The sequence below is a fragment of the Paenibacillus hubeiensis genome (assembly GCF_032334105.1).
In the GTDB taxonomy this organism is placed as follows: Bacteria; Bacillota; Bacilli; order Paenibacillales; family Paenibacillaceae; genus Paenibacillus; species Paenibacillus hubeiensis.
In genome coordinates this window covers 40059-61843 of sequence record NZ_JAVYAE020000019.1, presented here as the reverse complement: position 1 = coordinate 61843, position 21785 = coordinate 40059, and the positions used below count along the sequence as shown (strand labels likewise).

The following is a 21785-nucleotide window of genomic DNA, read 5'->3' as shown; positions in this document are numbered from 1 at the left end:
GTTTATTAACTATTGGCCAGATCTCCACTTCAGATAATCTGGAAGACGAAAGAATCCCGCTGCTGCCGCGTTTCTTTCAATAGACCAAAGCGTTTCCCCTTCTTGAATAAGATGATGATATTTCTCGTCGATCACACTAAACAAATCTGGCTCTCTCTCCTGCTCCTCCAGACTTGACTCATTCGAATCTTCAACATCCATGATAAATTTATACCTGCCATTTATCTCTACATAGCATGTATTCCAAATTTGCAAGAGCTCTTCATCCTCAAGGTGGGCTAAATTATATAAAATTTCCTGATTAGATGCATTGTTCTCAATTCCGATGAGGGCAGCAACCCTGGCCTTTTCCTCTTCCCATTCTTGATCCATTCGATTTAAAATTTCGAAATAATCCGCATCATCATCATCTTCTTCATCTTGATTATCAGCAGCCGGCTTTGGTGTGTATACAGATTCTTCGAGAATTCTCTCCCACTGAGAATGATCAGGCTGTAGGCCACGTTGGTTGAAACCAGCATTGATTAGATCGATCATCTCGCTATTTTCGCTTGGAACATGCGCTTGTACAATTGGATCATTGCTAACATCTTCAATCGGCCTGCCTAATCCTTTCTTTTCACGCCCGTTCCCTACGCGGTCAATCAGCAGGCGCTCGGACCAAGCTAGCCCCTTGCTCTTTTTTCCTTCATATTCGAGACTATATGTGTATTTCATGAGCCACTTATGCATGTATCGCTGTCTCTCTGAACTCATACGAAGAGAAATATCATGATAACGTTGATAAAATGCTTCATCATGGCCAGCTCCTAAGCTGTCTCCTTCATGGGCAATCTCGTGCTCCAACACATTAAAAATATAGGAAGCCGTTTTAATTGGGTCACCCTTCAGCTTCTTTACAAGATCAACATTGAATGCAATATAGGATGAACCATCTGTCCATGCCTCTGCAGTATTCGAATAACCAACAAAAATTTCGAATTTATCTTCACCGTATACCAAACTTCCATCCCTATGCATTCTCTTCCCAAGACAAGCACCAGCATATTGTTGGAGACACCACCTTAATGCCGTCCACACCCTGATGGTCTCCCGGTCCAGCACATCTTTTTCTTTGAGTATTTCGAGCCTTTCAATAAAAGATTCACTCAATCGCTGGAAATCAATTAAGGTAACTTCTTCATTCAAAGTGACTCCGTAGTTTATCGATTCGTAATATTCATTCACATTCTCCAGCACTGTCTCCAAGGATTCTAAAAATTGTCCTGGCGTATATGCTCCGAATCGGGCCATTGTTTTGGGATGAACAAACATGGCTAATTTGGCACGAGCCATTGTTTCTGCTTTAGGAACGTCGTAATCATTTTCAACTACACAGCATTTACGTTTGTACTCGTATTTGAGCCTATGGAAGAAATACTCTAAGGTAACGTGACGGTTTGAAACAAGAGTTATAACTTCTTCATGTCTAAATATCTCACGAAGGTTTCCTTCTGCGCTTAGCAAGCTACGAACTGACTTTTCACGTCTAGCTTCAGTTTTACGTTTAGAAATTAAGTTTTCTGTAATGCTATCAACCAACGTTTGGAATTCTTTAGCAATGACTTTCCAGACCTCGCAGGTTTTCCGTAGGATTTCTGTTCTCGAAACATTGAGAGAGATAGCCTTTTTAGAAACGATTAGCCCTCCGGCGCCCCATAAATGGGAAGAGTCATGTCGAACTAGAACGCCTTGGTTATAGATTGAAACAGCTCCTTCCAAACGAACTCGATAGTATGCATATTCGTCCTCAAAGTCCCATTTTTCAGCTGAAGGATCTCGCGTAATTGTTTTGCCATTGAGTTCAACGCTTGCCGGCGTATATCTCACCAAGTCGCGTATTTCTTGCAAGGTGCTCATTAATTCCGTTTCAGAAAGCTTATCGTACCAGGTTCCATTGATATGGCATCCTGGTTGTCCGTCTTCCAATTCAGATAGATCGTAGTTATAACCCATTTTCTTTGTATCCACACTCATATTGAACGTGTTGGAGATCCATGTCGTATATGCATGCGCCATGATCTGCCCCCTACCTAGCCTAAACCTTCCGTAAGTAGCGTCTCCTTCTTGATGTGGAGTACCGAACCGTCCAAAGTAATTGATGACATCATCTTTACTGGCAAACCCCTTACCATCATCCTGACAAGTAAATCCTTCTTTGGTCATTGTTATTTTGATGGATTTAGCCTCTGCATCTACTGAGTTCATAATTAATTCAATGATGGCTTTTCCGATCGAACCTGCTTGATGATGAATAATATGATGAATGATCTGGGGATCCAATTCGAATGGTAGTATCATAATTTTATTGCTCCCTCCGGAATGATTTTATTTGACAAAAGAGTAACGATTGTTCGTTTGATCGTAACCCAGCTTGGTATCGAAGCTGCCTGTCTTGCCGCCCTTCAATCCTTCAATCAGATCGGTTGAACCGGACTTCAAAAGTTTCTTCATCTGAGCGGGTTTAATCGTTTGGCCGAGAAATTCTTTCATCAGTCTAAACCGACATGCTGTTCCACTACATTGATACGTACCTTTCTTCTCAACAACATGACTCGAACAAAGTGGGCATTTACCTAAAGAGAGCTCTTCTGGCAGTGGGAATCGGTTCTTCAGTTCATGGCCCTCCATGTAAAGGATCAAGTCGTAAGTTCCCTTTTCACTTTGGAAATTTTTGACGAGCACCTTCTTCCCTGCAAGCAAGGATTTAATAGACGGTGGTGGAAGATCGACTTTACGAAACGTCTTCCATATCTTAAAATCGCAACCTTCTTTCCAACCACTACAGCCGTATGTTTTGTTTCCCTCTGTGACTGGCTTACCACACTTTGGACAAGTTCCTAGACTTTGATCCTCTGCGGTTGGATACCTGGTATCGAGTTTTCCATCCGGAAGAAGTTTGACATATAGATCATACGATTTCCCTTCTTCTTTTCCTGGGAGATCCTTCAGCAGAACTTCATGTCCTTGGATTAACTCCTGAACCTGCTTCTTCTTGATCTTGATGCCTCTAAATTCTTTCCAGATCACAAAACCACACTCTTTGCCTGCGCTGCATGAGTATGCCTTCTGACGTTCGACCAGCGCATTCTGACAACGCGGGCAACGCCCGACTTCTTCAACATTCTCGAAATTAAAAGAAGAGGATTCCTTTACTCGCTGCATTAGCATTTCTTTGCTGGCCAATATTCCGCGGGTATACTCCTTAAATTCCTCCTGCAGAACTTCAGCAGCCACTTCTCCCTCTTCCACAAGCGCCAGCTTCATCTCAAACTCACCGGTGAGCTCAACGGATGCGATCGGGTGATCATGAATCAATTGCATGAAAGATCGGCCCTTTGGCGTCAGATATACCAAGTTCTTTTTGATCTCGATATACTCTTGCTGCACCAGCTTCTGAACGATGTTGGTTCTCGTAGCCGGCGTACCGATTCCCCGCAGCCTCAGCTGTTCCAGAACACCCTCATCTGCAGAATCATCTACATATTGACCAGCATTCTCCATCAATTTCTCAAGTTCATCGTCATTTAGCCGTTTGGGTTTGCTGGTTTTACCCGTGCCGATCTGAGCGGACTGCGCGCTGGCAGCCTGGCCATTCTCAACTACCGGTAAACGAGAGAGCACTTTAGGTCCTTCCTCGTCTTCTGAAGACTCTTCATTTGGCTTCAAGAGTGCCCGCCAACCTGGAACACGGATCTCAATTGCTTTCGATATGAACGTTTCCCCAGCAATTTCAGTGATGATTTCTGTTTCCAGATCCTCACCTGCAGGATGGAAAGCAGCCAAGGTGTGTTTGAGAATCAATTCATATAACTTGAGTTCTTCTGGAGACAGATTTTCATTCCCAACCTTTTTAGCTGTGGGCACAATGGCATGATGCGTTGCAGCCTTCTTGTCGTCCACGAACCTAGGATTCCCCTTTAGGCTTTGGATCTCTGCAGGGTACCAAGATGAATATTCACTTTGGATCTCCACCAGGTGTTTGGCCAATTCATCCGCTTTGTTTGTAGATAAATGACGGCTGTTCCCCCGGGGATATGAAACAAATGACTGATCATACAGTGATTGAAGATATTTCGTGGTCTGGACGGTACTGTATCCCAGTTGCTTACGGGCCTCACTCTTCAGGGCTGATGAATTCAGTAGCTGCGGTGCGTTTCGTTTCACCGATTTGGATTGATAGCTTCGGATGGATCCGGATTGCCCCTGAACCTTCTTCTGCAGCTCTTCAGCCTGGTTATGATCGTTTAGCCGGTTAATTTTTTGGCCCTCAGTTTGTTTAAACCAGGCTCCTTCAAAATCACCTGCAGCAGTATGAATTCGCGCTTGTAACGTGTAAAACGGCTTGGGCACAAAATTCTCCATATCCATTTCACGATCATATACAAGGCGTAGTGTCGGCGTTTGAACCCGGCCCGCAGATAATTTCGCGTTCCCGACGAGACTGAAAAATCGGGAAGCCGTAAATCCCAGCCAGTAATCGGCATATGAACGTGTTTGTGCTGCTTGTCCCAACAAAACGTAATCATCGGAATCTCCAAGATTTTGCATGCCCTTCTGGATGGTTGATTCCGTAAGGTCATCTATCCATAAACGCTTGAATTTACGTTGATATCCGCACTGATGCAATATTAAGCGTCCGATATATTCTCCTTCCCGATCCGGATCCGTGGCCAAAATGCATTCTTTACTTGCAAAGAGTAGACGTTTGACCACATCGAACTGGTCCTTCTTCTTCGGATCCACCACCGTTTCCATCTGCTCAGGAATGATGGGTAGCGATTCCCATGTCCACTCTTTAAATTCCGGATACTGATCTGGCATCTTTTCTTGAATGAGATGTCCTATCCCCCAGGTAACAACATCCCCTGAAGTCAACTCGATGTATCCGCGCTTTTTAGCGGAAATGCCAAGAGCTGCGGCAATATTTGCTCCCATGTCTGGTTTCTCAGCAATGATCACTCGGTTATACATTATTTAGCTCCTTTCTGGAATTTAGCCCGGCTCTCAGCTGACCAAAGCTTCTTGATGTAGCCATCCAACACGTTTGGAGTGAACAGTTCCTTTGCATATTCGGATTTATTAAGAATGTCTCTGGAAACCGTTATACGATCGATAATCTCTAGGGCAGACTTGTTAATCATTGAGTTTGAGAAATCTGCGGTTAAACTACATGGGATCATTTGTTCATCGGTATTTTCGTCATCCGGAATCAATCGAACCTGAAATGATGTGTCGGTAAATTCATTAGAGATGATTACGATGTACTCCACTTCACCGAATTCCCAATCGTTCGGAGTCAACTCAGATTCGCTTAAATGTTCCGTAAATATAGAAGCAAACTGTTCTCCGATTGCATATGCAAGCTTATTCATTTTTCTTCCTCCTCCATTGTTTGAAGAACCATAAAGAGTCATTTTTATTTCCATGGATATTTTGGGTCGTGAACGCCCCATGCTTTAAGCTGGGGTTTTAACTTCTTCATTTCCCTATTAATCAACCACCGAGCTATCACTAGCATCATCTTTCGAGGCTTTTTAAAAATTCTGATATGTCGGGATTCTACAATGTGTACACCCTTGTTACGGGCCGAAATAATGATATAAGTAAAAATTTTATCTTCCCATCCTTCTGTGTAAAGGACAACAGTATCAGTAAAATCGTAGCTAGCCGTGGTTAGCTTGCGAATACTCGCACTTATTTTCATAGGCAGGACCTCCTCTTACTTAGTACTTGGAAAGTGGATCTTTAATTGCTGTTTTACTTTAGGGGTATTCGGATTTTATGCTGGAATCGACAGTTTAAATTTCCAATTAAATCTAAACATATTCGTATTTATTTTTCCTCAGCTTTAGTAAGTACGATCTTATATCCATCTACCTCTTCGATGGGAGTAACTTTAACAGAATGCTTCTCTGTTTCAATAGCGCACTTTTCCGATTCTTCTAAAATTTTTTCGTATTCACCCGCACGGATAGATACTAGGGGGATGGTATCCCACATTTCTACAATAAATAATTGTTTCAAAATTTGCTTGTCTATCATTAGTTGTAACCTGGTGATTTCCTCAGCCTGTTGCAACCCCAACCCTGCTAGTTCCTCATTTTGTGATCTCATTCGGGTTATGGTGTAATCCTTGCCGTTTAAAAAGTCTTGCAGCTGTTTGATTTCCTTTTGTGCCTCTAAAAGCTTCTTACGAAGCTGATCGTTATCTTGATGGTGGTATACAATGTCAATAGCAGTATCCTCATCACATACTAGTGCTACCAACACACCATGATCGTCGTTAATAATGTGTTTCCCATCATTGTTCATATACTCCCATTTACGCATGGTCATTTTCCCTTCCTGTACTCGCAGGTATAGTTTTCCCTTGCATCAATTGAATTTGTTTTTGAATAATGAAAACGGATTACCCGTAGCCGCTTTGTCGGCGCCAGCAATTGTCGGCTCAATGATTTCTTCTACTTGTTTGATGTCTTCAGGACTCTGTACAGCAGGGCCAAAGGATTCATTGTTTTGAACATTCAACTCTTTCTGCTCATCGGATTCAACAGTATCTTCTTTAGCCGGTTCCTGCGGGCCGGGATCAACGGGAATTTCGATCGGGTCCGGTTGCTCTTGTTCTACTAGTACGAATGTTTCTGTACTTTCATCATTTTCATGAAGCTCTTCCATTGCAATATCAATAGGGATGACTTCTGCGGTTATGCTGACTTCCTCTTGTGTGATCTCTTCAGTTTTATCCGGAAGACTTTCCATGTGTTCGCTGTACAAGGTGACTTGGTTCTTGCCTGAATACTTCGAAACGTACATAGCATTGTCTGCTTGCTTGATGAACTTCTCAGCACTCTCCACATCTCCCTGATACGTGGCCACCCCCACGCTTACAGTAACGGGATGTATGAACCTGGTTTCCTCTTCGACTCTGGCCCTGAATCGTTCAGCTATACGTTGCGGATCTGCTCTGTGATCTGTAATTAAAGCCGTAGTCTCTTCTCCCCCATATCGAGCTGCTAGTCCAAGATCGGCTGTGAGCTCGTTCCAGATCTGTCCAATCTTTTTCAGGATCTTATCTCCTACGAGATGCCCTTCGGTATCATTGAGTCTTTTAAAATCATCAATATCAGCAAAAATCACAGCAGGCGGGTTTGGACTGGCCATCGCTTCTTGAACCTTGGCAATGAAATAGGTCTTATTGAATAGTCCAGTAAGTCCATCAGTAACCGATTGGTGTGAAGCTGCCTGAATCAGATCCGCAATGCGGTGGAAGAAAATAAGCAGCATCCCGACTTGAGATAAAAGGATTCCTAGCAAAGAAACTTGCAAGAGCCAATGTTGATCCATCAATGTCGAAAGCGTGTTGGCCACGAATGCTGCTCCAGCCATACCGGCCACAACATAGAAATATTGTTTTCGCGGTAACAATGGAACCAGCATATAGGTGAAGAAACCGATAAACCCGAGACCGGCTACCGTGGCCAGGAGATCAATCCCGGTAACCCAAGCAGTGATCTGAAGGAGAAATGCGACTCCTACCGCAATAAAACTCCATTGCTGTTCTTTCTTACGTTTCCCCTGCAGATATAGGAAGAGTGCTGTCATTTGAACTGTACTACTGACGAGTAACAGTTGCAGGATCCCTGGTGCAATTTGAAGCTCACAGTAGGCAGCCAGGAAATACGTTAATGGAATGATTGATGTTACCCCAAAGGCCATGGCCAAGATGAAATACGATTTGCTCCGCCAACGTTGATACAGAATTATGGTCAATAAGCTGATGACAAGCAGTATTGAAAATGAAATTATGCTGATAGAGTGATTCAAATTGATTCCAACTCCTTTATGTAAAAAATCTGATGCCTGACCGAATTTCCACCCAGCCTTCTTCCGGAATTTGAATGACTTCACCGCGGATCCGTTCTTCAGCTGGCTCTTCACCATAAATGATGATCTTCGAATTATGAACGAAATAGTATTCAAGAATAGTGCTCTCTTTGTAACCGACCTGGTTCAACTCTACGGAACGCTGAAGATATTTCAGCAGTGAAATTTTCCGTAACTGACCTTCAATCATATCTTCTAATGACACCAAGCTTAGCGGGTGTAATGATCCGTACTGGTCCGTTCTGACCAAAGCATCTGCTTTAGCCATGTACCTACTCAACCTCCGCTGCTGTTGCTTTTCGTCGTCCCGGATTAATGTTTTCAGATGATCTTGCTGTTCAGGAGACAATGAATCTTTCGGATGAATAGGAAAAGTATTCGTAATCCTTTTTTTAAACCTCAATGCATCAAAAACCGCTGCTGCAGCTCCAAGTACAACAATTAACAGCAAGATGCCTTGAACGACTGGTTGCCACATATTACCCCCCCATTACATGCTTGTTCTAAGGTTGTTATACGAAATATATCAATTTATATAAATGTCTTTTCTTAAAGCTTCTGCATTATCTCCAGCGTGGATCGTCGGAGCTCACAGGTGTATATGGATTATTAGATGAATAGTCTTCTGTATCGACATCCTCCTCTTCATCAACGTCATCATCACTTTCGATTTGGGGAACCGTTACTTCTTCAGCTACCCGTTCATTTCTGTTTTTCAAGAAAGAAATCAATTGCATTACTATACTAAAGACGAAAAATCCTACGATGCCGGCAATCACCATATTTAAAGACAGGTCCCAACCACCCTCAACCATATGGGTCTCTGATTCCTCCGTTTCGTATCCGGCATCAAGTAGAGCATACCCGGTATACAGAACAATCGGGATCATATTCCAAAGGAATAGCTGCTTCCCCCGATAGACCAGAAACGTGGTCACTAACATGGACCATATGAATACAGTACCTAACGGGTAACTTTGAGCAAGCTCAGGAAACGAACTGGCTGTACTGATGATGTTGATCAGACCAAACACAACCCAATTTGCGATAAATACGAACAGGTAATATTTCCTTCTGGTGGTGAATGTCGATACGATCGATGATAACCAATTAAACACGATACTTCCTCCCCTTGTTCTCAATATGAACTTTTCATTCACGAACAATATTCTTAATGTCTAGCCCCATCATTTCAGCCAATTTCTCCTCGGCATCTGCCTTGATCTTCCCCCCAAGCAACATAATATCTTGCTGGTAACCTCTACATAGGTATGTTGCTGTTACACGATCTTCATTTCTAATGTTTGATAGGATTTTGATACCCCGTTTCCGCATTTGATGCTTGCAATCATTCATTTCATGAAACAGGGACTCCTGAAGACTCGTGAAGTATAAAAGGAAAACAGGTGCAAGCGTCAAATTAGCAGCTTTCATTTTTTTGATATTCAACTCAAGGACATCCAGGATTACTGGCAACTCCAAATATTTTTTGACCAGTTGATGGTCATCATCACTAATCATCATCACCTTACCTCCGGATCTTCAAGAATCGTTGCAAGAATTCACTATAGCTTGCAAACTCGATGATTTCGCCCGCATTGACACTATCATGTTTCATCGAGAAGTCATCATTTCCTTGCCGCCCTTGATATAGCCTACAGATTTCAAAAGTGCTTCCGGATTCAATCCATACGGCGTATTTATGTTCCCAATCATCTGTGATGCCACCGCCCCATTTTTGAACCGTGAGAACTTTAGCATTGGGGTTCATATTTATACGAAGATCCACTTCGTTTTGAAGCGCCAGCGGGCAATCTTGAATTGTTATTTCTGTCTGCAATTAGACCACCTCCAGTATTAATGATGAACGCTACAGTAAGATTTGTTGACGATCAATTTCTTGAGCACGCTCTTTCAATTTGCTGTACTCCTTCATTGGAATATCACCTTTCTCCAGTACCTTTTCATACAAGGCCAGCAAAAAGGCAGCAGCTTCCGTTTCCGTGGTAAACCGATGGATCTTTTTTATTTGAGTGAATTTTGATTTCACGGGCTGCGATACCTCGATCCGGTGCCTCTTCAAAACAATCCCCTCCTCCCTTGTGGTCCCTCCGGTCAAATATATGGTCCATTTAAGAGGAATTTTGGACCATCAATTATTTACATTCCGCGTCCTGACCGCACATCGTTCAGGTATGCCTCAATATCAGCGATCGAGTATTGGTCCAAGAGAGCATACATTTTCGCTTTTTCATATGTCCAAATATCCACTTTTTCTTTGAATGCCATCTGACCTTCCTGGGACAAAATTTCCGCCGGATCCTCGCCTTCAGGAAGATAACCGATAAAGGTTTCAACCTTCTCTTTTGATAATAGATCCGCTGCAGCTAGAGCTCCTTCCCTGCCTGCCTTATCGCCGTCATACACGAATACCGTCCGTTCTGGATTCTTTCTCTTCAACAACCGGACATGTTCGGAAGCGAATTTTGATGCTCCTCCAGCATTGGTCCCGTTTGTATATCCATGGGTTTCCGCTACCAGCTGATCGATGTACGATTCAAAAACCGTCACCATCTTGTTAGGCTCCAGGTGATCATACCCACCAAGAAACGGGACATTTCCATACAAATAGAAGTGTTTAACGCCAGCCTTATCGTCTCTTGTTGCACGGCCGTAAATATCGATGATTTTTCCATCCTGGATGATCGGAACGATTGCACGGTAGTACATCGTATCTAAACCGTTCTTTGGGTGAATGAGTTTAAACTGAATGAGCTCTTCTTTGGAAAATCCCTTCCCCATCAGATAACTGCGTAACTCTCTCCCGCCAGGCGCGTACCCCGCTTTATGCTTCTCTAGCACCTCTTTAGAGATGCCCCTGGACAAAAAATAATCGAAATTGTTTTGTTCTTGGAAAAAGGATACGGCCAATTTAAGAGCTTCTTGCTTGCGTTTGCTTTCTGCAGATTCCTTTTTGGGTTCAGGCAGCGGAGTATTCGTGAACTCTGCAATGTACTCAACAGCCTTGTAAAAGGAATAGCCTTCAACGTTACGTAAGAAATGAATAGCGTTACCGCCGGTCTTACAAGCTTCACATAAAAACGTTTGTGTCTCCTTTTTAATACGGCCATTGTCAAAGTCCTTTTTCCCACAACAAAAGTCTGCAACATAAAAATTGTTTTGACCGGCTCCCAAGCGTACTTGGACGCCGTGAAGCCTCATAATTTCAGTCAGATCTGCTTTGGCCAGCAACTCATCGATGTACTCTGTTTCAAAACGCATTGAAATTCATCCCTTCTTTTTCTGCTCCTCAAGTTTACGCTTCAGATAGCGATACACATTTTCATCATTTAGAATCAGGTAAATGAACTCGGACGGCACCCTACCGGCCTTCACCATCAGTTCATACGGATCTTCTTCTAACGCTTCCGCTAATGCGAACATGACTTCCTCGGATGGCGGCGTGATCAGTTGGCCACGCTCCAATTTACTTAAATATGTGGGATTCATCTTGGCCTTTTCAGCCAGCTCTTCCTGGGTGAATTTCATTTCAACCCTCTTCTTTTTTACAAAATCACCAATCACTTTTTCTCCTCCTACCTATGTATCCTAATGTACTTATTGTATCGAAACTTGAATAATCATTCAAGTTATACTTGAGTAATTATTCAAGTTATCATCTTGGTTTATATTCTTGGAAGGGCTATATCAGCCCCTCCAAGATGAAGATGATTAAATACCTGAAGAGAGTGTAAATGTGAACTTAGACTTGTAAATACCAGCCATCAGACCTGTAGATTCACCGGGTACAAATTTACTTCCAGATCCGGAAGAGATAATTTTGACTCGATCCGGAATACTGAGCGTAAAGTTGAGCGGAATTTCGACGTACCCCATACCTTCGAACGCTTTAGCAGTTGCCAGCATTTCAGGACCTGTTCCCGTGAAGACATGCTTACCCACGTTTGAAAGCTCTGCTGCTGGGCCGGTGATTGTCTTTGTGCTGAGTACATCCACTGACAAGGAATTTGCCGGAATGCTGACAACCAGGCTTTGCGAATTGGTGGAGTTGTCCTGCATTGGGTCGGATACGAAATCGGTCACATCCAAGCTGTATTGATATCCTTTCCCGTTCCCTCGGCTGTCCTCGATCAAAGCGCGGCTGACCGAATTAATGGATTGGTAAGGGTTTGTGTTGTCGATGATGATTGTCGAGAGATCCGCTCCCTCAAAGCGTGAGCTGAGTCCTCCACTGAATACAGTAAAATCAACATCCTCTTGGCCAATAGGCGTACCAGTTCCCGGATCCGGAGTAGGTGTTGTACCCCCATTACCTGGATTGCCGGCGTTTGGATCCATTACGGTTACTGTGTATGGACCTCCCGTAAAGACTGGCGTGCCAGTATTGCGATCTCTTACCTCGATCTCGATATTATAGGTACCAGGCCCGTAGCTAACCGGTCCAGTATACTCTACCCATTGATTATTGCTGTCTTTGTAATGCACAGTGACCTCACTCGTGTTGATGCCCAGATCAATGGAAACCTGGTCTGCATTGACTGTAATTTTAGGTTGAGATGGTGTAGTTACAAACTCGGTAACTTCGCTCTCTTTACCGTCAGTTGTGACCACTTTTGCTCGAATAGTATGAGCTGCGTTGGACACGCTGAACGATCCTGTGGTTGTAATCCATTCGCCACCATCAATAGAATATAGCGCTTCCCCTTGAGAAGCATCGTAGGAAATCTCAATATCCAGGCCGTATTGGTTATTGAGTCCTTTCTGCGTGACGATCGGTTTTCCGACCACTACTGGTGCCGGATTATCTGCTGTCACATTAAACGTTTTGTTGATCAGCTCTTGATCCCGATCATTGAGCAATCTCACTTCGATTTTATGATCACCAGGTGTCAGAAGCAGGTGATTTGCCACGTTAAAGTCTTGCCACGAATCACCGTCCACTTTGACTTGGACTTTAATGTTCCCGGTAGCTTCCGCGCTGATTTTAAACTCATCAGCCGTAACTTTGTCGATCGTTGGATGTCCGCTTGTTATCACAATCGGATCACTGGTAAAGGCCAGTTCGCCAACTTCACTGATGTTACCTTTATGGTCTGCAGATCGTGCCTGAACAGTAACCGAACCACTCTGCGTTACCACAATATCTCCGGTGTAATCGATCCATCTGCCGCCATTGATTTGGTATTGCTTAGTGGCGATGTTTCCAGCTGTACCAAAGTCTACAGACACAATGTTCTGATTAAACTTATCTTGTCCAGTAACACTTATAACAGGTTTATTCGGAGCAGTAATCGGTGCCACATACTCAGCTGGAGCAATCTTTGGTATAGGGCCTACCAGGTTAGGTGGAGATGAAATGTCCGTTAGATTGTAAAGCTCAAAATCTTCTGTTATTCCAAATACTTTTTGTTCCCCATAGGCCGAAGTGCTATGTGAGAAAATAGAAAGATATTTCTTGTCCATCTTTTTCCAACCTTGATTTCCCGATTGGAAACCAATTAATTCTCCGTTTTCAGTAAGGACCCATCTTCCCGATGCTGATGTTTCGAAAGCCACTACATTACCATCAATCTCATTAGCGGGTCCTGTAATCAATGTCGGCGTTGAGAGCGTCCCTCCCGCGACTCCGGAAATGTCATTTTGGTTGGACCCCAATGCATAGAGATACTTGTTTTTAATGAACCAAAGAGTCCCACTATTATGCCCCGTAACAGCACTGACGCCTGTAGATGCCGTTTGGACTTTTGCATCGAAGGTTGTAGGCATTTTCCCATATGAGTTAAACGGAGTACCCCAGTAAGTAAGCACCCCATTATCTAAACTATAGTACAGTGTACTGCGAGAGTCCTTGTAATAAGTGTACGCTCCTGTTGATGTGTTCAAATACTTATACGTTGTAGCCAGTCTTTTGACATTCTCAGGATTAAAAGAGTCAGGAAGTTTAATTAACGAAGTCGCAGCATTCTGTTCTTCAATATTTGTTTGATCCGCAGCGAAGAAATTCGTCAATGAATATTTACTTCCGTTTATAATGAAAATTCTTCTGGCCTGAGAAACCGTAGTTAACGTGGATGAATTAAGATAGACCCCATCTCGTGTATAATCGACACCTTCGAGATACTTTAACTCGAAGTCCTCCGCCGAACTAAAAGATGGAAAACTTGAAGTAACATCTATCGGTTTAGCATTGGTGAAACTATTCTGTTTAAAGATATAACCGATAGCATACACTTTTCCGTCTCCTACCAGCAAAACCCCTGGGGTATTTTCATTTTGGTTCCATATGAAAATTTTCTTAATCCCTTGCAATGGTTCCCCCGTAATAGGATCAACCACATACGTAGGTGCAGTTCTATCTTGTGCAGAACCTACTCCAAGTTCTCCAGAAGAACCTTTACCGAACGCTTTAACTGTACCATTGGTGTATAAAATAAAATGCCTATCCATCACAGAAACATAGTCTTTGACCCCCGAAGCAAATACAGTGTCACCCATATAAAGATCTCCTGAATCCGTTATATAGGAAGCTCCTTCGGGAGTATATTTTCCTCCATAAGTTCCAGAATATTGTCTATATTTTTTTGCCCCTACCGGAGATACGGAGTAGGGAGGAAAATAACCCATCACGTAATAACTAGGAGGGATATATACAGAAGTCCCATCAGAAAGTTCCGCGGTTATTGTAACCTCTTTGGCCGCTGGAGAATAATAGGTGTTCCACTTGGTTAAATTAACAAACTCTGCGGCTTGAGCTTTGGGGCCAAATCTCGTAAAGGAATATCCTCCCGCGATGAGCGCGATCACCAGTGTGACAATCAAACTTCTTTTCCACCCTATTCGAATAGAGTATTTCTTCTTCTCTTTTTTCTGGTTTTCCAAAATTCTCACCCCTTAAATTCCTGATGTCGCAGTAGTTGTAAATGTAGATCGGTACGTGCCGGCAACAACACCAATTTCTTTACCATCTTTGGTCTTAATGATCTGGGGCAATGACAAGGTGTATTGGAGATCAAAATCGTATGCCCCCTGCCCTGTGCTCACATCTGCTGAAAAAAGTGGTGTTGGTTGATGGGACAACACTTGATCTTGAGCAATATGGCCACCCTGACTAAAATCAAGCGGAATTCCCGAGATCGTATTCTTCAAGGTAGCGGTTACCCTCACCGCGTCAATTGGAATATAGAATTCTTGTCCATCCAGAGTTGTCACGAAATCAGTCGCCGACTGGCTGATGGTCCACCCATTGCCATTCCCGCGATCATCAATGACCCGGGTAGTCGCCACAGCCTGGGATTTTTGCTGCTGCCGGACAGAAAGCGTAATGTCCGAAAAATCCAGTTTTGACTGCGTGACGATCAGGTTCCCTCCGTTAACCTGAACCTCTTTTTCCATGTCCTCTGCGGAGGCCGCGGCCGGCAGTGCCAGGGCAAGAGCCAGCACTGCAGAAACCCATAAGCGTTTCATGTGTTCACATCCCTTTTATGATTTTGACTTGAACGAATAAGCTGCTGATAAAGATCACATGGGAACCACCCCCTTCATGAAAAAGGATCATGAGTCTTGAGGTGTTGTGTGAACGACTTGGCGTGCTGCGCGCTGACGTGCCTGTTCTTCCTCATCCTCTTTCTTTTTTCGTTTGAGCAACAAGATTAGGAATAAGAACAATGTTGCCAAGATGAGGATCACCATTACAGCGCCGATTACAATGGCCCATGGATGTTCCTTGAGCCAATCGAGAAGTCGACCCCTTACCTGCAATAGTCCGGCGTTACTCAAGCTTTCCTGGGCTTTTTTCACATCCGCTTCGGTGACGGTGAAATTGAACGTCCTGGACACCTTTTTGCCGTTAAAGTTGGCCTCGAAGTAGGCCGAATACTCGCCTGGCCAAAGGATCTGGTCCTTGACGTAATAGACCATATCAGCGGTCTTGCCGGCATAGATCGACTTTTCGTTCGCTGCAGCGTCATACGATTCGCTAAATATCCCTTTACCGTTAGCATCGCGGATCATAATCAGTCCGCTTGGCCGTTGCAAAACCGTTCCTGTGTTGGTTAGTTTGATCGTTAGCTGTGAATACCCGTTACTGATGTAACTGTGTTTGAAGTCATCGATGCTCATGTCCTGAACGGCAAGTTCTTTCTGCTTTTCCATCACGATCTGAACCCCGATGCGCGGGATCCGTTCAATTAACAGAACGGCTTTATTTTGAGCTTGCGATGGACTTGCCTCTTCATCCGGAATTTGTTCAGCTACAATCCCTCCGACATATTCGCCAGGCTTCAGGTCCTTGGGCACCTTTACTGAATACACGTATTTCTTCTTTTCGTTGGGCTTGAGATGGATCTTCTGTTCTTTGGAAGGCGATATCCAAGATCCTACCGAAGTGTTTTTCTCGCCCTTCAGCGTGTAGCTCTTTCCGCCGTTGACCATAGGCGCTGCATCAGCAGGATAAATCCATAGGTCAATCGGTTTCTTGATGAGATTTTCAACGTAGAACGTGTATTGTTTCGTTTCCCCACCGTTAACCTGGTCCCGATAATATCCACTGGATTGCTCCACTTCTTTGACTGGCGAGAGCAGAAAATCCACATTGGATTCTGCATTTGCCTGCGTCTGCAGCGTGAAAATCGAAAAAAGAGCGAAAAAAAATAAGAGTAAGCTATATTTTCCGAAAAAATTCATTCCGTTCTCCTTCCTGTAAAGGGGCGGGGCAGACATCCTGCCCCGAATTTTTAGTGTGGAGCTTGTGCGCTGAAATCATCGCGGCTGGACTGGTCTGCATTATAGAACACGATGTCCCCATCACGAAGATTGAACACATGCATGAACGAATCCAGGATGTTCGGCCGGTAGCCTTCCAGTCTCCATTGATTCATCAAAGGTGCGTTGATGTACTGAAGGTGCGGCTCCTGCAGGTTTCCGTTCTGGATCGACTCAATATCGAAGTTGACCACGATATACCCGTCTTTCAGGAAGATCGGTGATTTGTCCGTCAAGCCTCCATGGAGCCGACCATACTCGGCCAAGTCCGTTCCCTTTGCTACCACATAGCTGTCTGCAGGAATGCTGTACTCCCCATACCACTGCTGTATGGATGCATTCGCTCGCTCCGGAGTGACCGTTGCGTTGGAAGGGATCTCCTTCGGTCCGATCAGTGTCTTGAGCTGTTCCGGAAGCAGCAGCTGAGAGTATCCACCAACCGGAGTTGGTTTCTTCGTGTACTTGAGCACGTAATCTCGCATATAGAGATCTCGATCGGTACCAGCTTGCTGGTTTGCGGTTAGGTATTGATCATACCGCCAGTATCCCGCGTTTTTGATATCTCCTTGCGGTACGTTACGTAAGCGCTCATTCAAGATGACATAACGCTTAACCTTATCTTCCGTAGATCCGATTTTTACGAATGGCTGATCATTGGTTTTGTAGTACAGATCCACCGGAATAGGAGTCCCACCATTTTTGCTAACGTATGTGAATGTCGGTGTTATACGAATTCCATCTTTGGTACCAAACATGTTCCCCATGGTCTTGAAGTCAAATTTAAAATGATAGCCTTGCTTAACAGCTACATTTTTCATTCCTGTCAATGGGTTACTTCCTGCCCGAATTGGCAGCGTATATGGTTCGGTATTTCCCCGCGGATCTCCATCGATGCCGTTTTGTCCAACCCAGTAGCTTAGGCCCGTAGAGTCCTTGCTTCCGCTGTATGTCCGGAAGACTCGTTCCCAGTTGTAATCAGCAATGTCCGTGATGTGGAAATCATACAACCTTCCAATAACTTCAACACTCACCTGATCGACTGCAGCATGGTTCGCCAGATCCAGGTTAGCATCTTGTTCATAGCTGTATCCTTCTGGTGCATTTTCAGCAATGTTCCGGAAATATACCTGGTAGTCACCTTCATCGACCCAAACTGGCAACTGGAATGTCGTATCCAATTGGTTCACCGGAATATCAATCCAGGTATCTTTGGGGATCAGTTGGCTTTTTGACTCATTGTATACGTCGAACGGGAACCTCACTTGTTTGGTCCGGAAATACTTCGCATAATCCCTGTTACCATACCCTGGATACTGCGCCACATCTAAGTGCTGACCGGACGTTGGGATCCGGACGATGAATGGTCTATTCAAGATCAGCGCTGACCGACTCATATTGGGCTTGGTCTTCTGATTGTGCGGCTGATCGTCTGACACCGACGAATAGTTAACCACCGGTGTATGAACGGTTACGGTGTTAAGACCATTGATATCATACTCTAGCTCCTCTTCTTCAGTATTAATGCTGCCTGGAGCCATAATAAATTCGATTTTACCCGTGCTGACCTCATCTTTCTTGTTGACCTTGTTAGATGGAATGTAATTATACGGGCTGTATAACACATCTTTTCCGATCTCTCCTGGTGCCGGGATGTTCCCAGGCTGCGGTCCACGTTTGGCCACACGCTGTTTATTCATGATCGTCTGCCCTTTAAAGATCAACGAGTCATTTTCAACCTGTACATCTGGAATAGCTGCTTCAGCCACGCTTTGTAAATTCTCTTCATCCATGGATGGTCGACTTGTACCTCCATCTTTGGTCCGTGAAGGACCAGGAACTGGACTCGGGTTGTCGGCTGGGTAGAAATTTCCGGTCGTTTCAGCTTGAAACTCTGGTGGTTCATATCCGGTAGGTTCAATGGTGATCTGATTTCCGGAAAAGGCATACTGCATCAACGTTGCTTTCTTGATGTTGTAGACACTCAATTCGTCGATCGTCCAGTATGAGTAAGGCCGAACCACTTGGTATGATGGCCGTCTCACGTCCGGCTCGGATCGTGGTATATCATAGACGGTAGTCGAACCACCATTTGGCAAAGGAACCGATCTGCCATCCATCCAAGTCAATGTCCAGTTCTGTTCGACAACAACGGTGTAGGTGCATGTGCCCGACATCTCCACGAACTTGTTCTGCACCAAATAATCTTTACTGAAGACATTGCCATATAAGCTTTCTGAAGTTGGTATGCCCTTCAACACATCAAAGGGTTCATTTCCTCGTGCGTCAGCCTTGATGACTCCCGTTGCAGCCGGATCCATGTACTTGCCTTCCAAAGTACGACCAGGTTCTGGTTTGGTACATACCAGACCCGGCCTCGGTGTTTCTGGGATGGTTGTACCGCCTTTCGGTTCATAATAGAAATTCAAGTAATATACAGGATAAGTCCCGTTGTATTTGAAATTACCTGGGTCTCCCCCACTTGGTCTACCGCCCGAAGGCGGCGCCACCGTGCTTTTTTTATATCCTGCATACGTGTAGTTGTTTCCTGGATCAGTATGAATGAAGTTATAATCGTTGTCCTTTTCCAGTTTTTCTTCCCAATCAACGAAATGTTCGACTCCATTTAACCTTTGGCCTGTTGTTGTCCAGTGCTGAATGATGGCTTTACCTTCGTCGGGTTCAAGTTCAATGGTAAACAAGGTTGGAAAGAAGTAGCGAAAACCAAGAACTCCAGGAGCAAATACTTGCCCCTTTTGTTCTTCTTCAAATTTCCTGTCTACCGGATTCGAAGCATCAAGATAACCGTTCACAACGTAGACATTCAAACTACCTTTGTTAGTGCCTATCCCAGTAACATTACTTTTATCTAAAGAATAACTCCTAAGCGAGGTTGCTTCTTGATAATAAGGTTTTCTGTTGGATGCCAGCTCTCCTGTTCTTGAAGTGTCGAAGGTCTCATCTGCATATTTCCAATCAAATTTGTACACCGATACATCAATGCTTTTTATTTTCCGACTACTGCCAAACTCAAATTCATAAGGTCCTCCGTCAACCCTGGGAACTGTTTGTTTCGGCTTAAATCCATCTCCAGTCCAAGTTCCTGATGCATTCCGCCAGACTTCGTAGTAGACCATGCCCACAAAATAATAGACATTGGGTTTATCTGGATCTTGGAAGAGTCGATTGAAACCGATCGCTTCTGCCTGTCCCGTTCGAAATGTGAAAATAGTTAATACCGACGACAATATGATTATTGCGCTGAGAATAGCGCTGATCCCTTTTTTCTTTTTCATATGAGGTCATTTACCTTACTTAAATGGATTTTCAATGGCTACTGCATATTCTCTTAACTTGTCATCTTTCAGCAGAATATAGTCTGCTTGTTTGATTTGAAATTTTGTGTAGTCGTAGTTATCAACAAAATCTCCATTTTGGAAAACATCAACTCCACTTTGAACAGGGTAACGATTCATTCCTGTTTTATCACCGTTATTTTCAAACAAAATATCCGAAGCTTGACGACCTCTTGCAAAGCTATTTTTCACAAGGAAAGCAATTGGATTTCCTCTTTCACTACTACGAATCTCTAAAACAGCTTGCCCTTTGCTTTCACCTACATTTAAGCTATACAGAATTTGCCCATCCCCTAATTGCAACGGCAAATCACTTTGTTTGATAATTTTTACTGCCGAAAATTTTTCTCCTGTAGGGTTATTAAATTGCGTTACTGTTTGTGTATATGCTTTAAAATCACTCAGCTTTGTAAGCTTGAATGCCTTGTCATCTGTGCTTCGGAAATCCTTGTTTCCGATCCAAACCCAACGATCGATTTTGTCCCATTCTACTTTCTGGCCGAGTCCTTCACTGACCAGTCGCAGCGGAACGAATGTCCTGTTCTGTTTCAAGATAATTTGCGTGCCATAGTCCTTCTTCTGACCATCAACGATCGCTGTCGTCTGGCCGATCGTCATATCCACGGTATGATCCTTCGACTTGATGCCTACCTTGGACACTTTGCCGGTCTTGGAATACGTCACCTTCGCTCCCAGGGCTTCTGAAACAAAACGGATCGGGACCATAACACTGCCTTGGCCATCCTGGAATGGTTTCGCATCCGGAAACTTCATTTTCACCGTGTTCAGCAAAACTTCGACTTGCTTTGGTGTCGCTGCAGCATTTGCCGCAGATCCACCAAACCCTACCGCCGTGAACATCATCGCCCCTGCTACAACTGTCAACAATACTTGTTTCATCTTCATTAGAAATGTCTCCCCTCAAAAATTAATAGTCCCTATATTTATCGGTAATTCCAATACCTGCAGTTAACAATCTTCATCGAACGATCGGAGGACGTGCATCGCTTCCTGACAGCCTATCGTTAACTCATCAAACGCTGGATAGGCCATCTCCGGAACTTGGGGATCATCCTCCCAACAGATCTGTTCCCCTTCCGATCCGGTACTCGTTTTGACGTAGGATTTGTTAAACTCCTTGCCGTCCACTTTCAGTGTTTCGGTCCAACCTTCTTTAGTAATACGAACAATAATTTCTGCTTCCATTGGTTTTCGTCCTTTCTTCGGTGTGTGGTATCAAATATGATCGGTGGCGACCGTTATGCTTGCCGCTTGGCACAAGCTTATCATGCCGAATAACCATTCATAACAGGCTTCGCCCGTAGTTCAACTGGAGGCTCCGCCAAGCGGCGAAGACGCTGCCGGAGTAGTTGAACTTAATCGTCAAGGAGGAACGCACAGCGGCAAATCCTTGACGATTTCAAGGGCCATGATACGCTGGTCCAAGTCGCGGCAAGTGACATAGAAGGTCGCAGGCTTCCGGCAGGGTCGGAAGGCAACATTGCTTTGATTCGTTGCTTTTCGGATCTGTGCCGATTTTTTATGGTTTTTCTTTCAACTGTAGTTGCCAGGCAGCCTTAATGATTTTTGAATCTTGCGCCCTGACCTTTAGAAGATCCTGCATTCGTAGTATGCTTTTTGTTTTTCCTGCTCTGGTTTGATTGGCTGGATTAGATTCATATTTCATTAAATCATCAGCTCCTTTTGCTTAATCGGCACAGATCC

20 protein-coding genes are annotated in these 21785 nt (G+C 44.0%); all 20 read right to left on the bottom strand.

Translation table 11 applies throughout. The annotated features are described in order from the left end of the window. Window positions 1–9 precede the first annotated feature (9 nt). Entirely contained in the window at window positions 10–2340 is a 2331-nt protein-coding gene (locus RSX24_RS29090; RefSeq protein ID WP_343262566.1) for an ATP-binding protein, read from the bottom strand. A gap of 27 nt (window positions 2341–2367) precedes the next feature. Then, the gene (locus tag RSX24_RS29085) at window positions 2368–5013 is read right to left on the bottom strand and encodes a type IA DNA topoisomerase (RefSeq protein ID WP_343262565.1); all 2646 of its coding nucleotides are present in this window, start codon (window positions 5011–5013) and stop codon (window positions 2368–2370) included. Next, a complete protein-coding gene (locus tag RSX24_RS29080) occupies window positions 5013–5414 on the bottom strand; it encodes a hypothetical protein (protein WP_343262564.1) in 402 nt (133 codons plus the stop codon). Before RSX24_RS29080 ends, RSX24_RS29085 begins: the two co-directional genes overlap by 1 nt. Before the next feature lie 44 nt (window positions 5415–5458). After that, a complete protein-coding gene (locus RSX24_RS29075) occupies window positions 5459–5746 on the bottom strand; it encodes a hypothetical protein (RefSeq protein WP_343262563.1) in 288 nt (95 codons plus the stop codon). A 128-nt stretch (window positions 5747–5874) separates the two neighbouring features. Continuing rightward, window positions 5875–6378 carry a hypothetical protein gene (locus tag RSX24_RS29070; protein WP_343262562.1) on the bottom strand — a complete coding sequence of 168 codons (504 nt, stop codon included), beginning with the start codon at window positions 6376–6378 and terminating at the stop codon, window positions 5875–5877. A gap of 39 nt (window positions 6379–6417) precedes the next feature. After that, a complete protein-coding gene (locus tag RSX24_RS29065) occupies window positions 6418–7866 on the bottom strand; it encodes a GGDEF domain-containing protein (protein WP_343262561.1) in 1449 nt (482 codons plus the stop codon). 16 nt (window positions 7867–7882) lie between these two features. Beyond that, complete coding sequence (locus RSX24_RS29060) at window positions 7883–8404, bottom strand: hypothetical protein (RefSeq protein ID WP_343262560.1); 522 nt, start codon at window positions 8402–8404, stop codon at window positions 7883–7885. Between the two features lie 85 nt (window positions 8405–8489). Next, a complete protein-coding gene (locus tag RSX24_RS29055; RefSeq protein WP_343262559.1) occupies window positions 8490–9044 on the bottom strand; it encodes a hypothetical protein in 555 nt (184 codons plus the stop codon). Window positions 9045–9078: 34 nt separating this feature from the next. Continuing rightward, entirely contained in the window at window positions 9079–9450 is a 372-nt protein-coding gene (locus tag RSX24_RS29050) for a YhjD family protein (protein ID WP_343262558.1), read from the bottom strand. A gap of 4 nt (window positions 9451–9454) precedes the next feature. Continuing rightward, a complete protein-coding gene (locus RSX24_RS29045; RefSeq protein ID WP_343262557.1) occupies window positions 9455–9766 on the bottom strand; it encodes a hypothetical protein in 312 nt (103 codons plus the stop codon). 30 nt (window positions 9767–9796) lie between these two features. Then, window positions 9797–10009, bottom strand: a complete 213-nt coding sequence (locus RSX24_RS29040; protein ID WP_343262556.1) for a hypothetical protein — start codon at window positions 10007–10009, stop codon at window positions 9797–9799. A gap of 77 nt (window positions 10010–10086) precedes the next feature. Beyond that, entirely contained in the window at window positions 10087–11208 is a 1122-nt protein-coding gene (locus RSX24_RS29035; RefSeq protein ID WP_343262555.1) for a toprim domain-containing protein, read from the bottom strand. Between the two features lie 6 nt (window positions 11209–11214). Continuing rightward, window positions 11215–11511 (bottom strand): helix-turn-helix domain-containing protein, encoded by a 297-nt coding sequence (locus RSX24_RS29030; RefSeq protein ID WP_343262554.1) that lies wholly within the window; start codon window positions 11509–11511, stop codon window positions 11215–11217. Window positions 11512–11658: 147 nt separating this feature from the next. Continuing rightward, window positions 11659–14826, bottom strand: coding sequence for an OmpL47-type beta-barrel domain-containing protein (locus tag RSX24_RS29025; protein ID WP_343262553.1), 3168 nt, complete (start codon window positions 14824–14826; stop codon window positions 11659–11661). 12 nt (window positions 14827–14838) lie between these two features. Beyond that, window positions 14839–15411 carry a WxL domain-containing protein gene (locus RSX24_RS29020; protein WP_343262552.1) on the bottom strand — a complete coding sequence of 191 codons (573 nt, stop codon included), beginning with the start codon at window positions 15409–15411 and terminating at the stop codon, window positions 14839–14841. 87 nt (window positions 15412–15498) lie between these two features. Then, window positions 15499–16629 (bottom strand): WxL protein peptidoglycan domain-containing protein, encoded by a 1131-nt coding sequence (locus RSX24_RS29015; protein WP_343262551.1) that lies wholly within the window; start codon window positions 16627–16629, stop codon window positions 15499–15501. Window positions 16630–16679: 50 nt separating this feature from the next. Then, window positions 16680–20000, bottom strand: a complete 3321-nt coding sequence (locus tag RSX24_RS29010) for a DUF5704 domain-containing protein (RefSeq protein ID WP_343262550.1) — start codon at window positions 19998–20000, stop codon at window positions 16680–16682. A 15-nt stretch (window positions 20001–20015) separates the two neighbouring features. Next, window positions 20016–20966 (bottom strand): copper amine oxidase N-terminal domain-containing protein, encoded by a 951-nt coding sequence (locus tag RSX24_RS29005; protein WP_343262549.1) that lies wholly within the window; start codon window positions 20964–20966, stop codon window positions 20016–20018. Window positions 20967–21029: 63 nt separating this feature from the next. Continuing rightward, window positions 21030–21266 (bottom strand): hypothetical protein, encoded by a 237-nt coding sequence (locus tag RSX24_RS29000; RefSeq protein ID WP_343262548.1) that lies wholly within the window; start codon window positions 21264–21266, stop codon window positions 21030–21032. Between the two features lie 334 nt (window positions 21267–21600). Beyond that, the gene (locus RSX24_RS28995) at window positions 21601–21747 is read right to left on the bottom strand and encodes a hypothetical protein (RefSeq protein WP_343262547.1); all 147 of its coding nucleotides are present in this window, start codon (window positions 21745–21747) and stop codon (window positions 21601–21603) included. Window positions 21748–21785: the final 38 nt, after the last annotated feature.

Excerpts from the sequence above, each read along its gene's own strand:
- RSX24_RS29070 (WP_343262562.1), bottom strand. The coding sequence starts at position 6,378 with ATGACCATGCGTAAATGGGAGTATATGAACAATGATGGGAAACACATT.
- RSX24_RS29075 (WP_343262563.1), bottom strand. The coding sequence starts at position 5,746 with ATGAAAATAAGTGCGAGTATTCGCAAGCTAACCACGGCTAGCTACGAT.
- RSX24_RS29005 (WP_343262549.1), bottom strand. The coding sequence starts at position 20,966 with ATGAAGATGAAACAAGTATTGTTGACAGTTGTAGCAGGGGCGATGATG.
- RSX24_RS29010 (WP_343262550.1), bottom strand. The coding sequence starts at position 20,000 with ATGAAAAAGAAAAAAGGGATCAGCGCTATTCTCAGCGCAATAATCATA.
- RSX24_RS29090 (WP_343262566.1), bottom strand. The coding sequence starts at position 2,340 with ATGATACTACCATTCGAATTGGATCCCCAGATCATTCATCATATTATT.
- RSX24_RS29000 (WP_343262548.1), bottom strand. The coding sequence starts at position 21,266 with ATGGAAGCAGAAATTATTGTTCGTATTACTAAAGAAGGTTGGACCGAA.
- RSX24_RS29035 (WP_343262555.1), bottom strand. The coding sequence starts at position 11,208 with ATGCGTTTTGAAACAGAGTACATCGATGAGTTGCTGGCCAAAGCAGAT.
- RSX24_RS29060 (WP_343262560.1), bottom strand. The coding sequence starts at position 8,404 with ATGTGGCAACCAGTCGTTCAAGGCATCTTGCTGTTAATTGTTGTACTT.
- RSX24_RS28995 (WP_343262547.1), bottom strand. The coding sequence starts at position 21,747 with ATGAAATATGAATCTAATCCAGCCAATCAAACCAGAGCAGGAAAAACA.
- RSX24_RS29015 (WP_343262551.1), bottom strand. The coding sequence starts at position 16,629 with ATGAATTTTTTCGGAAAATATAGCTTACTCTTATTTTTTTTCGCTCTT.
- RSX24_RS29080 (WP_343262564.1), bottom strand. The coding sequence starts at position 5,414 with ATGAATAAGCTTGCATATGCAATCGGAGAACAGTTTGCTTCTATATTT.
- RSX24_RS29085 (WP_343262565.1), bottom strand. The coding sequence starts at position 5,013 with ATGTATAACCGAGTGATCATTGCTGAGAAACCAGACATGGGAGCAAAT.
- RSX24_RS29050 (WP_343262558.1), bottom strand. The coding sequence starts at position 9,450 with ATGATGATTAGTGATGATGACCATCAACTGGTCAAAAAATATTTGGAG.
- RSX24_RS29020 (WP_343262552.1), bottom strand. The coding sequence starts at position 15,411 with ATGAAACGCTTATGGGTTTCTGCAGTGCTGGCTCTTGCCCTGGCACTG.